General features: G+C 75.1%; 12 protein-coding genes. 5 read left to right on the plus strand and 7 right to left on the minus strand.

Going from position 1 to position 13,269, the window contains the following annotated elements; genetic code table 11:
* Positions 1-7 precede the first annotated feature (7 nt).
* The 6 genes from ACI78Q_RS04535 to ACI78Q_RS04560 all read right to left on the minus strand — a co-directional run bounded on the left by ACI78Q_RS04535 (position 8) and on the right by ACI78Q_RS04560 (position 7,397).
* Positions 8-1,093: an amidohydrolase family protein gene (locus ACI78Q_RS04535; RefSeq protein ID WP_456922129.1), complete on the minus strand. Its 1,086-nt coding sequence runs from the start codon at positions 1,091-1,093 to the stop codon at positions 8-10.
* A gap of 85 nt (positions 1,094-1,178) precedes the next feature.
* Positions 1,179-2,768: a signal recognition particle protein gene (gene ffh / locus ACI78Q_RS04540; RefSeq protein WP_456922130.1), complete on the minus strand. Its 1,590-nt coding sequence runs from the start codon at positions 2,766-2,768 to the stop codon at positions 1,179-1,181.
* 158 nt (positions 2,769-2,926) lie between these two features.
* The gene (locus tag ACI78Q_RS04545; RefSeq protein ID WP_456922131.1) at positions 2,927-3,145 is read right to left on the minus strand and encodes a hypothetical protein; all 219 of its coding nucleotides are present in this window, start codon (positions 3,143-3,145) and stop codon (positions 2,927-2,929) included.
* A gap of 85 nt (positions 3,146-3,230) precedes the next feature.
* Positions 3,231-5,603, minus strand: a complete 2,373-nt coding sequence (locus ACI78Q_RS04550; protein ID WP_456922132.1) for a [protein-PII] uridylyltransferase — start codon at positions 5,601-5,603, stop codon at positions 3,231-3,233.
* Between the two features lie 100 nt (positions 5,604-5,703).
* The gene (locus ACI78Q_RS04555; RefSeq protein ID WP_097208882.1) at positions 5,704-6,042 is read right to left on the minus strand and encodes a P-II family nitrogen regulator; all 339 of its coding nucleotides are present in this window, start codon (positions 6,040-6,042) and stop codon (positions 5,704-5,706) included.
* Entirely contained in the window at positions 6,039-7,397 is a 1,359-nt protein-coding gene (locus ACI78Q_RS04560) for an ammonium transporter (RefSeq protein WP_456922133.1), read from the minus strand. The genes ACI78Q_RS04555 and ACI78Q_RS04560 overlap by 4 nt, the downstream gene beginning before the upstream one ends.
* A 335-nt stretch (positions 7,398-7,732) precedes the next feature.
* On the opposite strand from ACI78Q_RS04560, the gene ACI78Q_RS04565 reads away from it, so the two are divergent.
* Genes ACI78Q_RS04565 through ACI78Q_RS04580 form a run of 4 tightly spaced genes read left to right on the plus strand, consistent with a single transcriptional unit; the run spans position 7,733 to position 10,317 of the window.
* On the plus strand, positions 7,733-8,434 hold the full coding sequence (locus ACI78Q_RS04565) for an energy-coupling factor ABC transporter permease (RefSeq protein ID WP_456922134.1): 702 nt from the start codon (positions 7,733-7,735) through the stop codon (positions 8,432-8,434).
* On the plus strand, positions 8,431-8,757 hold the full coding sequence (locus ACI78Q_RS04570; protein ID WP_456922135.1) for a PDGLE domain-containing protein: 327 nt from the start codon (positions 8,431-8,433) through the stop codon (positions 8,755-8,757). The genes ACI78Q_RS04565 and ACI78Q_RS04570 overlap by 4 nt, the downstream gene beginning before the upstream one ends.
* 1 nt (position 8,758) lies before the next feature.
* The gene (gene cbiQ / locus ACI78Q_RS04575; RefSeq protein ID WP_456922136.1) at positions 8,759-9,541 is read left to right on the plus strand and encodes a cobalt ECF transporter T component CbiQ; all 783 of its coding nucleotides are present in this window, start codon (positions 8,759-8,761) and stop codon (positions 9,539-9,541) included.
* Positions 9,538-10,317, plus strand: a complete 780-nt coding sequence (locus ACI78Q_RS04580) for an energy-coupling factor ABC transporter ATP-binding protein (protein WP_456922137.1) — start codon at positions 9,538-9,540, stop codon at positions 10,315-10,317. The genes cbiQ and ACI78Q_RS04580 overlap by 4 nt, the downstream gene beginning before the upstream one ends.
* Here the strand turns inward: ACI78Q_RS04580 and ftsY are convergent.
* Positions 10,314-11,516 carry a signal recognition particle-docking protein FtsY gene (gene ftsY / locus ACI78Q_RS04585; protein WP_456922138.1) on the minus strand — a complete coding sequence of 401 codons (1,203 nt, stop codon included), beginning with the start codon at positions 11,514-11,516 and terminating at the stop codon, positions 10,314-10,316. The genes ACI78Q_RS04580 and ftsY overlap by 4 nt on opposite strands.
* Positions 11,517-11,587: 71 nt before the next feature.
* Between ftsY and ACI78Q_RS04590 the strand changes: the two genes are divergently transcribed.
* On the plus strand, positions 11,588-13,267 hold the full coding sequence (locus tag ACI78Q_RS04590; RefSeq protein ID WP_456922139.1) for an alkaline phosphatase D family protein: 1,680 nt from the start codon (positions 11,588-11,590) through the stop codon (positions 13,265-13,267).
* Positions 13,268-13,269 lie beyond the last annotated feature (2 nt).

Consider the following 13,269-nt stretch of genomic DNA (forward strand, 5'->3'; position numbering starts at 1 on the left):
TCCACCGCTACGCGACCCGCGTCCCGCGCAGGATGACCAGTTGCGGGCGGGCCAGGGTGTCCAGGTCGGCCCGCGGGTCGGTCTCGTACACCACGAGGTCGGCCGGGACGCCCTCCTCGATGCACGGCAGCCCGAGCCAGTCGCGTGCCGCCCACGACGCGGCAGCCAGCGCCGCCTCGGCCGGGAGCCCCGCGCCGGCGAGGGCGCGCACCTCGTCGGCGATCCGGCCGTGCGCGATGCCGCCCCCGGCGTCGGTGCCGGCGAACACCGGCACCCCTGCCTCGTACGCCGCACGGACGACGGCGCCCGAGGACGCGTACAGCCGCCGCATCGTGCTCGCGTAGGACGGGAACCGCGCCTCACCGGCGGAGGCGAACTCGGGGAAGTTCTCGACGTTGACCAGCGTCGGGACGACGGCGGTACCGCGCATGGCCATCTCCCCGATGAGCTCCTCGGTCAGCCCGGTGCCGTGCTCGATGCAGTCGATGCCGGCCCGGATGAGGTCGGGCAGCGCGTCGGTGCCGAACGTGTGGGCGGTGACCCGCGCCCCCTCCTCGTGGGCCGTCGCGATCGCCGCGGCCACGGCGTCGGCCGGCCACTCCGGGGCGAGGTCACCGACCCCCCGGTCGATCCAGTCGCCGACCAGCTTGACCCAGCCGTCGCCGCGGCGGGCCTGCACGCGCACCCCGGCGGCGAGGTCGTCGGGGGCCAGTTCGACGGCCAGCCCGGGGATGTACCGGCGAGGTGCGGCCAGGTGCCGGCCGGCGCGGACGATGTGCGGCAGGTCGCGCTCGCCGTCGAGGACCCGGGTGTCGACCGGGGAGCCGCAGTCGCGCAGTGCCAGCACGCCCGCGGCCCGCTCGGCCAGCGCCTGCTCCCGCAGCCCGGCGAGGTCCTCGACGGCCACCCCTCCGGGGCCGATGCCGACGTGGCAGTGCGCGTCCACCAGCCCCGGCACCAGCCAGCCGCCGCGGCTGACCGTCTCGGCCCCCGGCACCGGTTCGGAGGTGATCCGGCCGTCGCGCACCCACAGATCCCGGTGCTCCCCCTCGGGGAGCACCACACCGGACAGGTGCAGGGCCGGCCCGCTCACCGGGACGCGCGAGCCGACGCCGGCGGGAGCACCGCAGCGCGTGCCGGCGAGCGAGGACCGGACCGGGGGCGGAGCCGAGCCCGTGTCACCGCCGCTCGTCCCCGGGCTGGTCGAAGTTCAGCTTGGTGAGATCGGGCAGCCCCTGGCCGTTGGCCAGACCGGGCGGCAGCGACGGCATCCCGCCGGGGAAGCCCCCGGGCATGCCCCCGCCGGGGAAGCCGGCACCGGGCGGCAGGCCGGGCGCACCGGTCGGCCGGCGGGCGGGACCGCCCTTCCCCTTGCCCTTGCCCTTCTTGCCCTTGCCGCGGGTCTGGGCCTGCATCTGCCGGCCGCGCGCCTTCTTCGACATGGGGCCCACGCCGGGCAGGCCCATGCTGCCGGCCATCTGGCCCATCATCTTCTGGGCCTGGGCGAAGCGCTCCAGCAGCTGGTTGACCTGGGTGACGGTCACGCCCGAGCCGTTGGCGATGCGCACCCGCCGCGACGCGTTGATGATCTTGGAGTTGACCCGCTCCTCCGGCGTCATGGAGCGGATGATCGCCGCGGTGCGGTCCAGGTCGCGGTCGTCGACCTGCTTGAGCTGCTCCTTCATCGCCCCCGCGCCGGGCAGCATGCCGAGCAGGTTGGCGATCGGGCCCATCTTGCGGATCGCCATCATCTGCTCGAGGAAGTCCTCGAGGGTGAAGCCCTCCCGCGAGGCGAGCTTGCCGGCCATCCGCTCGGCCTGCTCGGCGTCGAACGCCTGCTCGGCCTGCTCGATGAGGGTCAGCACGTCGCCCATGCCGAGGATGCGCGAGGCCATCCGCTCGGGGTGGAAGACGTCGAAGTCGGTCAGCTTCTCGCCGGTGGAGGCGAACATGATCGGCTGGCCGGTGACGTAGCGGACCGACAGGGCGGCACCACCGCGGGCGTCACCGTCGAGCTTGGTCAGGACCACGCCGCTGAACCCGACGCCGTCGCGGAAGGCCTCGGCCGTGGTGACGGCGTCCTGACCGATCATCGCGTCGACGACGAACAGCGTCTCGTCCGGCTGCACGGCGTCACGGATGCCGGCGGCCTGCGCCATGAGCTCCGCGTCGATGCCGAGCCGGCCGGCGGTGTCGACGACGACGACGTCGTGCATGGTGCGGCGGGCGTGCTCGACGGAGTCCGCGGCAACCCGGATCGGGTCGCCGATGCCGTTGCCCGGCTCGGGCGCGAAGACGTCGACCCCGGCCTGGCCGGCGACGATCGACAGCTGGTTGACCGCGTTGGGCCGCTGGAGGTCGGCGGCGACCAGCAGTGGGGTGTGGCCCTGGGACTTCAGCCAGCGGCCGAGCTTGCCGGCCAGCGTCGTCTTACCGGAGCCCTGCAGACCGGCGAGCATGATGACCGTGGGCGACTGTTTGGCGTGGCGCAGCCGCCGGGTCTCCCCGCCGAGGATCTCGATGAGCTCCTCGTTGACGATCTTGATGACCTGCTGCGCCGGGTTGAGTGCCTGGGAGACGTCGGCGCCGCGGGCCCGCTCCTTGACGGCGGTGATGAACGCCCGCACGACCGGCAGGGCGACGTCGGCCTCCAGCAGCGCGATGCGGATCTCGCGCGCGGTCGCGTCGATGTCGGCATCGGTGAGCCGACCCTTGCCGCGCAGGCCGCTGAAGACCTTGTCCAGGCGGTCGGAGAGGGTCTCGAACACAGCACGTCCTCGGGTACGTCGCGGGCGCGGCCCGCCGGTCGGACCGACCGGCTGCTCGGCTCCGGCACCCGGGGGACCCCGGCACCGTCGCGCCACCTCCCGACCAGCCTAACGAGCGCCGGCCGGATGCCGGTCCCCTGCGGGCCGGGCAGGCCGGTTCAGGCCGCCCGGGCGACGGACGCGGCCACGACGGCGGCACCGGAGCCGGCGACCACCGCGGCACCGCAGTCGGCGCAGGCCCACTCCGGGCACTCCCCGCCGTCCTCGGCGTGCCCGTCGACGCACGGCGGCTGCACGAACTCCCGGTCGTCCCCGCAGGCCGCGCAGCGCCACACGCGCCCCTCGGCCGTCGCGATCTCGAAGGACCGGTGGCCCATCAGCGAAACCCCCTCCGCGTCGGTGGGACCGTTCCGTCCCACTCGCCCGCGACGGTGACACGGGGTACCGACAGAACCGCGCAACTCAGTGCGGCGTGTCCGCCACCGGCTCGGCCGCCCCGCCGCGGACGGCGACGGCCAGGGCGGCCTCCACGCGGGTCCGCTGCGCGTCGTCGATCGGCACCCCGGAGGGGTTGCTGACGTAGAAGTGGTCGGCCGCGTCGGCGCCCAGGGTCTCGATCCGGGCCGACGTCACGTCCAGCCCCTCCCCGGCGAGGGCCGCGGTGAGCCGGTACAGCAGCCCGGCCCGGTCGCTCGCCCGCACCTCGACGATGCCGGTGGCGTCCCCGGTCACCTCGCCGTTGTGCCAGGAGATCCGCGGCGGGGCAGACCGTCCGGCGTCCTGCCGGTAGTCGGCCTCGCGCTGCCGCAGCCGGTCGGCCAGCGGCAGCGTCCCCTCCAGGGCCGCGCGGACGGCGTCGGCCAGGATCGAGGGCACCGGCACCCGCCCGAACCGCGGCCGGACGGCGAACACGGCGGTGGCCCGGCCCTCGACGACGTTGACCTTCGCGGCGCGCACGTCGAGCTGGTTGAGCGCGAGCACCCCGGCCAGCGAGCTGAACAGGCCGGGCCGGTCGGGGGCGCCGATGGTGACCTGCTGGCCGTCGGCGACGTCCTCGACCCCCACGGTGACCCCACCCGCGCCCCCGGGCAGGTCCACCGGTGCGGAGCTCACCTGGGGCTCGACCGGGTGCAGCACCGGCTCCTGCTCCCGGGAGGGGACACCGTTGAGCCGCCCCTGCACGCGCGCGACCAGCGCCGCCACGAGGTGGGCCTTCCACGGGCTCCAGGCCGAGGAGCTGGTCGCGGCGCCGTCGGCCTGCGCCAGGGCGTGCAGCAGCTGCAGCAGCGCGGGGTCGTGGCCGATCGTCGCCGCGACCCGGTCGACCGTCGCGGGGTCGTCGATGTCGCGGCGGGTGGCGGTGTCGGGGAGGAGCAGGTGGTGCCGCACCATCGCGGCCAGCGTGGCGACGTCGGCCTCGGAGAAACCCATCCGGGTGGCGACCGCCGCCGCGATCGGCTCCCCGACGACGCTGTGGTCACCGGGCCAGCCCTTGCCGAGGTCGTGCAGCAGCGCGCCGACGAGCAGCAGGTCGGGCCGGTCGACGTCGTGGGTCAGCTCCGCGGCCGCCGCGGCCGCCTCCACCAGGTGCCGGTCGACGGTGAACCGGTGCCAGGGGTGGCGCTGCGGCAGGGAGCGGATCCGGTCCCACTCGGGGAGCAACCGCGACAGCAGTCCCTCCTGGTCCAGCTGCTCGAGCACCGCGACCGCCGGCCGGCCGCTGGCCAGCAGCCGGAGGAACGACCAGCGCACCTCCGCCGGCCACGGCTCGGGCACCGGCGGCGAGTGCACCGCGAGCACCTTGAGGGTGTACGGCGACAGCAGCAGGTCGACCCGGGCGGCCGCGGCCGCACCGCGCAGCACCAGCCCCGGGTCCGCGGCCGGGCGGGCGTCCCGGGCGAGGACGACCTCGTCGCCCTGCCGGACCACGCCCTCGGCCAGCGGCTCCCGCCGCACCCGCCGGTAGCGGCCGCGGGGACGGCGCACGAGGGCCGCCTCCACCCGCCGCCACGTCTCGTCGGCGACGAACGCCAGCCGCCGGCCGGCCAGGCTCACCTCGCGCAGCAGCGCGTCCTCGTCGGGCAGCCCGAGCGCCACGGCCACCGGCCGCTGCTCCTGGCGGACCAGCACGTCGGTCGCCCGGCCCGAGCGCCGGCGCAGCTCGTCGCGGACGTCGAGCAGGAAGGCGTAGGCCGTCTCCGCCTCGGCGGTGGGCTCGTCGGCCAGCTGGGCCGCGGCCACCGCACGGAGCACCTGGCCCTCGCGCAGCCCGCCGTAGGCCTCCTTGAGGTCCGGCTCGAGCAGGAAGGCCAGCTCGCCGACCTGCCGGGCGCGGCCGCGGCGCAGGTCGCGCAGCTGCGGCAGCAACCGGGACGCCGACTGGCGCCAGCTGGCCAGTGTGGCGGTGCGCAGGGCCGCGGCGAGGTCGGCGTCACCGGCCACCAGCCGGGCGTCGAGCAGCCCGAGCCCGGCCTTGACGTCGGTGGAGGCCACCCCGACCGCCTCGGCCACGGTGCGCACCGAGTGGTCCAGCCGCAGCCCGGCGTCCCAGATCGGGTACCAGACCGCGTCGGCGAGGGCGGCGATCTCCGGCCGGCCGTCGTGCACGAGCACGAGGTCGAGGTCCCCGTGGGGCGGGAGCTCGCGACGGCCCAGGCTGCCGACCGCGACCAGCGCGAGCCCCTCGGTGCCCGTCCGTGGCGGCGGCGCCCCCCGCTTCCCGCGCGGCGCCGGCGTGCCCGCGACGGCCTCGTCCAGCAGTCCGGCCAGCCAGGCGTCCAGCTCCTCGCCCCGCCGCGCCCGCGGCAGTGCGGGCAGCGACCCGGTGTCCAGCACGTCTCCCCCTCCGGTTTGCTCCTGACCGAGAAACGACGGCGGCCGGGGTGGCGGGTCCTCCCACCACCCCGGCCGGCTCGTCGTGCTGTCCTGCCGGGCGCTACAGGGCGTCGGCGCCGCGCTCACCGGTGCGGACCCGGACGATCTCGTCGATCGTCGTCACCCACACCTTCCCGTCGCCGATCTGGCCGGTGGACGCCGCCTCCACGATGGCGTCGACCACCCGGGCGGCGTCGATCTCGCCGACGACGACCTCGATGCGGACCTTCGGCACGAAGTCCACCTGGTACTCCGCGCCCCGGTAGACCTCGGTGTGGCCCCGCTGGCGGCCGAAGCCCTGGACCTCGCTGACGGTCAGCCCCGCGATCCCGATCAGCTCGAGGGCGTTCTTGACGTCGTCCAGCTTGAACGGCTTGACGATGGCGGTGACGAGCTTCATGCCCGGATCCCTTCCGTGTTGCGCGCCTCGGCGTGCGCCTGCGCGGTGAGTGTCGCAGCGCCGCCGCCACCGCCCCCGAGCGAGGCGAGGTCGTAGCCGGTCTCAGCGTGCACGGCGCCGTCGATGCCGCTGACCTCCTCTTCCTCGGTGATCCGGAAGCGCATCGTCTTGGCGATGACGAACCCGATGACCAGGGTGAGGACGAACGAGTAGACGAGGACCGCGAACGCGCCGATGGCCTGCCGCCACAGCTGGTCCAGGCCACCGCCGTAGAAGAGCCCGTCGACACCGGCCGTGGTGGCCGCGGAGGCGAAGAGGCCGACCGCGAGGGTGCCCCACAGGCCGCCGACGAGGTGGACGCCGACGACGTCGAGGGAGTCGTCGTAGCCCAGCCGGTACTTCAGGCCCACCGCGAGGGCGCAGAGCACGCCGGCGATCAGGCCGACGAGGATCGCGCCGAGCGGGGTCACGGAGGAGCAGGCCGGGGTGATGGCGACCAGGCCCGCGACGACGCCGGAGGCGGCGCCCAGCGAGGTGGCGTGGCCGTCGCGCAGCTTCTCGGTGAGCAGCCAGCCGAGGGTGGCCGCACCGGTGGCGGCGAGGGTGGTCACGAAGACCTCGGCGGCCTGGCCGTTGGCCGACAGCGCGGAGCCGGCGTTGAAGCCGAACCAGCCGAACCAGAGGATGCCGGCGCCGATCATGACCAGCGGCAGGTTGTGCGGGCGCATCGGGTCGCGGCCGAAGCCCCGCCGCTTGCCGAGCACCAGGGCCAGCGCCAGGCCGGCGGCACCGGCGTTGATGTGCACCGCCGTGCCACCCGCGAAGTCGATGGCCAGCAGGTCGTTGGCGATCCAGCCGCCGGTCTCCGACTCCGCCCCGTTGAAGGCGAACACCCAGTGGGCGACCGGGAAGTAGACGATCGTGGCCCAGATGCCGGCGAAGACCATCCACGGGCCGAAGCGGGCGCGGTCGGCGATGGCACCGGAGATCAGCGCGACGGTGAGGATCGCGAACACCGCCTGGAAGGCGACGAAGGCCAGCGACGGGATGGTGAAGACCAGGTTCTCCGGCGCGAAGGCGGCGTCGAGGCCGCCGGTGCCGATCAGCGAGGAGAGCCCGAAGAACTCGAACGGGTCGCCCAGCAGACCGCCGCCGACGTCGTCGCCGAAGGCCATCGAGTAGCCGTAGAGCACCCAGAGCACGCCGATGAGGGCGAGCGCGCCGAAGCTCATCATCATCATGTTGAGCACGCTCTTCGCGCGGACCATGCCGCCGTAGAAGAGCGCCAGACCCGGGGTCATGAACAGCACCAGTGCGGCGCTGATGAGAACCCAGGCGGTGTCGCCGGTGTCCACGGCAACCTCCTGACGGGATCGGTGTGGCGGGGCCACGGGGTGGCGTCGGCGTGGGGTCACGCCGGGGCCGAGGGGCTCGGACGGTCACCCCTCCAGCGAGGGGCGACGTGGCGTTCACCGTGCCGCGCGCCTGTTTCCGGGGGCGACGCGTCGCTGTTTCCGGACGGTGAACTCCGGCCCGCGTGTCCGGCCCTCGTGTTCCAGCCGTGTTGCGGACCCCCCCGGCGCGGCCGCACCGCGCTTGTTGCGACCCGTGTGCAATTGCGAAGGGGGTGCAATAAGGTCGCGGCGGCGCAGGTCGCGCCCCCACCGACGACTGATCCCCAGGAGGCAGCGTGCACGTCCCCGACGGGTTCCTGGACGCCTCGACGTCCGTGGCCACCGGGGTCGTGGCCGCCGGCACGGTCGCGGTGGCCCTGCGCGGCGCGCGCCGCGAGCTCGACGAGCGCACCGCTCCCCTGGCCGGCCTCACCGCCGCCTTCGTCTTCGCCGTCCAGATGATGAACTTCCCCGTCGGCGCCGGCACCAGCGGTCACCTGATCGGCGGCGCGCTCACCGCCGTCCTGGTCGGGCCGTGGACGGCGGTGCTGTGCATGACCGTCGTCCTCCTGGTGCAGGCGGTGCTGTTCGCCGACGGCGGGCTCACCGCGCTGGGCACGAACGTCACGCTCATGGGCCTGGTCGCCGTCGGCGTGGGCTACGGCGCCTTCCGGCTGCTGTCGGCCGTGCTGCCGCGCACCCGCACCGGCGTGCTGACGGCGGCCGGCGTGGGCGCCTTCCTGTCGGTGCCCGCGGCCGCGCTGGCCTTCGTCGCCCTGTTCGCCGTGGGCGGCGTCGCCGACGTCCCGATCGGCACCGTGGCCGCCACGATGGGCGGCATCCACCTGCTCATCGGCCTGGGCGAGGCGGCGATCAGCGTCGCCGTCCTCGGTGCGGTCCTCACCGTCCGGCCCGACCTCGTCTGGGGGGCGCGCTGCCTGCGCACGGTCGCGCAGCTGGCCCCGCGTCCGACGACGACCACGGGAGGCCCCCGATGACCGTCTCCCGCCGGACCACCGGCCTCCTCCTCCTCGGGCTGGTGGTGACCCTGCTCATCGCCGGGGTCGGCAGCTACTACGCGAGCTCCCACCCCGACGGGCTGGAGTGGTCGGCCGAGCAGGAGGGCTTCCTCGACACCGCGCGCGACAGCGCCACGGCCGACTCCCCGCTGGCCGACTACGCCGTCGCCGGGGTCGACGACAGCCGGCTCTCCGGTGGTCTCGCGGGCGTCGTCGGGGTCGCGGTCACCCTGGTCCTCGCCGGCGGCGTCACCGTGCTGGTCCGCCGGCGCGGCCGGGAGCCCGCCGGCACCGGCGACTGACGTGGGTGCCGGGCACGGCGGGGCCCTCGGCTCCGCCTACCTCGCCGGCGCGAGCCCGGTGCACCGGCTGGAGCCGCACCTGAAGCTCGTCGCCGTCCTCGGGTTCGCCCTGGTCGTGGTGGCCACCCCGGTGCACGCGCCGTGGGCCTGGGCCGCCTACGCCGGGTACCTCGCCCTCGTGCTCGGCGCCGCCGGGCTCGCCGGCATCGGCCCGCGGCGGCTGGCCCGGGGCCTGGTCGTCGAGGTGCCCTTCGTGCTGTTCGCCCTGCTGCTGCCGCTGGTCGCGCGCGGGCCCCGGGTCGACGTCCTCGGGCTCTCGCTGTCGGAGAGCGGGCTGACCGCCGCGGGCGGGCTGCTGGCCAAGGCGACCCTCTCGGTGCTCGCCGCCACCGTGCTGGCGGCCACCACCGAGCCCCGGGCGCTGGTGCGCGGCCTGGAGCGGCTGCGGCTGCCCTCGGTGCTCGTGCAGATCCTGATGTTCATGTTCCGCTACGCCGACGTCGTCGGCGGCGAGCTGCGCCGCATGCGGGTGGCCCGGGAGTCCCGCGGGTTCCGCGGCCGCCACGTGGGCGCGCTGCGGGTGCTCGGCCCCGCGGCCGGCTCGCTGTTCATCCGCTCCTACGAGCGCGGCGAGCGGGTGCACCTGGCGATGCTGTCGCGCGGCTACACCGGGCGGATGCCCAGCGGCCCGGTCGCCGCGGTGCCCGCGCAGGCGTGGCTGTCCGCCCTCGCCCTGCCGCTGGCCGCGGGCGCCGTCCTCGCATCTGGTCTCCTCCTCGGGTGAACACCGCCGCACCCTCCCCGCTGGGCTCCTCGCCCCCGGAGCCCTCCCTCCGCGTCGAGGACCTCGCCTTCGCCTACCCCGACGGTCACCAGGCCCTGTTCGGCGTCGACCTGCGGATCGAGGCGGGCGAGCGGGTGGCGCTGCTCGGGCCCAACGGCGCGGGCAAGACCACCCTGGTGCTGCACCTCAACGGCATCCTGCGCGGCGGCCGGGGATCGGTCGCCGTGGCCGGGCTGCCGGTCGACCAGCGCCATCTGCAGGAGGTCCGGCGGCGGGTCGGCATCGTCTTCCAGGACCCCGACGACCAGCTGTTCATGCCCACCGTCGGCGAGGACGTCGCCTTCGGCCCGCGCAACCTCGGCCTGCCCGAGACCGAGGTGGCCGCCCGCGTCGCCGCCGCGCTGGACCAGGTGGGCATGGCCGGGTCCGCCGACCGCCCGCCGCACCACCTGTCCTTCGGGCAGCGCCGGCGGGTCGCGGTGGCCACCGTCCTGTCGATGCACCCGGAGATCCTGGTGCTCGACGAACCGTCGTCCAACCTCGACCCGGCCGGACGCCGGGAGCTGGCCGAGGTGCTCACGAGCCTGCCGGTGACCATGCTGATGGTGACCCACGACCTGCCCTACGCCCTGCAGCTGTGCCCGCGGTCGGTGGTCCTGGACGGCGGGGTCGTGGTCGCCGACGGGCCGACCCGCGAGCTGCTGGCCGACACCGGGATGCTGGCCCGGCACCGGCTGGAGCTGCCCTACGGGTTCGACCCGGCCAACGTGCCCTAGTCGGCGCCACCCACGAGCGCCTCGGCGAACGCCTCCGGCTCGAACGGCGCGAGGTCGTCGGCGCCCTCCCCCAGCCCGACCAGCTTCACCGGGATGCCGAGCTCCCGCTGCACCGAGACGACGATCCCGCCCTTGGCGGTGCCGTCGAGCTTGGTCAGGACGACGCCGGTGACGTCGACGGCCTCGGTGAACACCCGCGCCTGGACGACGCCGTTCTGGCCGGTCGTCGCGTCGAGCACCAGCAGCACCTCGGTGACCGGCGAGACCTTCTCCACGACCCGCTTGATCTTGCCGAGCTCGTCCATCAGGCCGCCCTTGGTGTGCAGCCGGCCGGCGGTGTCGACGACGACGGTGTCCACCTCGGCCTCCACACCGGTGCGCACCGCCTCGTAGCCGACCGACGCCGGGTCGGCCCCCTCGCGCCCGCGCACGGTGAGGACGCCGACCCGCTCGCCCCACGTCTCCAGCTGGTCGGCGGCGGCGGCGCGGAACGTGTCGGCGGCGCCCAGCACGACGCTCTTGCCGTCCCCGACGAGCACGCGGGCGATCTTGCCGACCGTCGTCGTCTTGCCGGCGCCGTTGACGCCGACCACCAGCACCACACCCGGCCGGCCGTCGTGGCGGTCGACGGCCAGCGCGCGGTCGAGGTCGGGCCCCAGCACGGCGGTGAGCTCCCGGACCAGCAGCCGGCGCAGCTCCGGGCCCGAGGCGGTGGCCAGCACCAGCGACTGCGTGCGCAGCCGCTCGACGATCTGCGTGGTGGCCGCGATGCCGACGTCAGCAGCCAGGAGGGTCTCCTCGACCTCCTCCCAGTCGTCCTCGGTGAGCCGCTCGCGGGCCAGCACGGTGAGCAGGCCGCGGCCCAGGGAGGACTGCGACCGGGCCAGCCGGGAGCGCAGCCGCACCAGCCGGCCCGCCGAGGGGGGCGGGGTCTCGAAGACCAGGCCCGGCTCCGGCTCCGCTGGGGGCAGCGGCGCCTCCGGGACCGGCGGCGCCTCGGGCTGCACGGTGTCGGGCTGCGCCTGCTCGGTGGGCGGGGCGGCCTCGGCCGGTGCGGGGGGCCGCGGCCTGGTGAGGGTCGTGCCGAGGGCGGCGTCCTCGTCCAGGCGGGTGGTGCGGCGGCCGCGGCCGACGAGCAGGCTGACCCCGAGGACCAGCGCGACGACGAGGATCGCGACCGCGATCAGCACGAACTCCATGGGGTCAGTCTCCCAGCCCACGTACGGCCAGGTCTGGGCGGAATCCAGGTCCGTGGGCCAGGCTGGTCGGCATGCCGCTGCCCGGCCGGGAGTCCCCGGTCATCCTGCTCGGACCGCTGCTGCGGCACGTCGACCCCGTCTCGGCCACCGTGTGGGTCGAGACCGACCGGCCGTGCCAGGTGACGGTGCTCGGTCGCAGCGCCGACACCTTCACCGTCGGGGGGCACCACTTCGCGCTCGTCCTCGTCGAGGGCCTGGAACCGGGCAGCACCACGCCCTACGACGTCCGCCTCGACGGCGACCGGGTGTGGCCGGAGGCCGCCTCGACCTTCCCGCCGAGCCGCATCCGGACGCCGGGCCGACCGGGGCCCTTCCGCATCGCCTTCGGGTCCTGCCGCTACGCCACGCACAGCACGGTCGACGTCGACGAGGGCATCCCGCCGGACGCGCTGGACACCTACGCCGCCCGCCTCGCCCAGCTCCCGGAGGGCGAGTGGCCCGACGCGCTGGTCCTGCTCGGTGACCAGGTGTACGCCGACGAGCTGACGGGAGCGACCCGCCGGTGGCTGTCGCTGCGCCGGGGCGAGCACGCGCCGGCCGGCAGCCAGGTCGCGGACTTCGAGGAGTACACCCGCCTCTACGCGGAGTCCTGGAGCGACCCGCAGGTGCGCTGGCTGCTGTCGACGATCCCGTCCTCGATGATCTTCGACGACCACGAGATGATCGACGACTGGAACAGCTCGGCCGCCTGGCGGCGCAGGGTGACCGGCAAGGAGTGGTGGGAGCACCGGATCAGCGGCGGGCTGGTCAGCTACTGGGTGTACCAGCACCTGGGCAACCTCAGCCCGCAGGAGCTGGCGGAGAACGCGACGTGGCAGGCGGTGAACGAGTACCCGGGCGACGCCGAGCCGGTCCTGCGGGCCATGGCCGACGCCGCCGACACCGAGCCCCGGTCGGTCCGCTGGAGCTTCGTGCGGCACTGGGGCGAGGCCCGCATGGTCATGGTCGACAGCCGGGCCGGGCGGGTGCTCGACGAGCACCAGCGGCGGATGGTCGACGACGAGGAGTTCGCCTGGGTGGAGGCGGCGCTGCGCCGCGCGGTCGACGAGGGGGTCGAGCACCTGGTCCTCGGGACGTCGCTGCCGTGGCTGCTGCCGCACGCCATCCACGAGCTCGAGCGGTGGAACGAGACGCTCAACGGCCGGCACCTCGGCGGGCCCGTCGGATGGCTGTCGGAGCAGCTGCGGCAGGCTGCCGACCTGGAGCACTGGGCGGCGTTCGGGGACTCCTTCGAGCGGCTGGGCCGGGCGCTGGTCGCGGTGGCCCGCGGGGAGCACGGCCGGGCGCCGGTGACCGCGCTGGTGCTCTCCGGCGACGTCCACCACGCCTACGCCGCGGAGCTCGTCTCCCCCGGCGGGCTGACCACCCGGGTGCACCAGCTGACCGTCTCCCCGCTGCACAACCAGGCGCCGCACCCAATCAAGGTCGGTTTCCGCATCGGCTGGAGCCGCTGGGCACGGCGGCTGACCACCGGCATGGCGCGGCTGGCCCGCGTGCGGCCCTCGGAGCTGCGCTGGGCGAAGATCGCCGGACCCTTCTTCGGCAACCAGCTCGGTGAGCTGGTGCTCGACGGCCGCGAGGCGCGCTTCCGGCTGTTCGTCTGCGAGCGCCGGCCGGACGGCGGGGACTCCCTGCGCCAGGTCGCCGACCTGCCGCTGTCCGACCCCGTGGCCGCGGAGGTGACAGGCTGAGG

The organism is Geodermatophilus sp. SYSU D00705 (assembly GCF_054050135.1).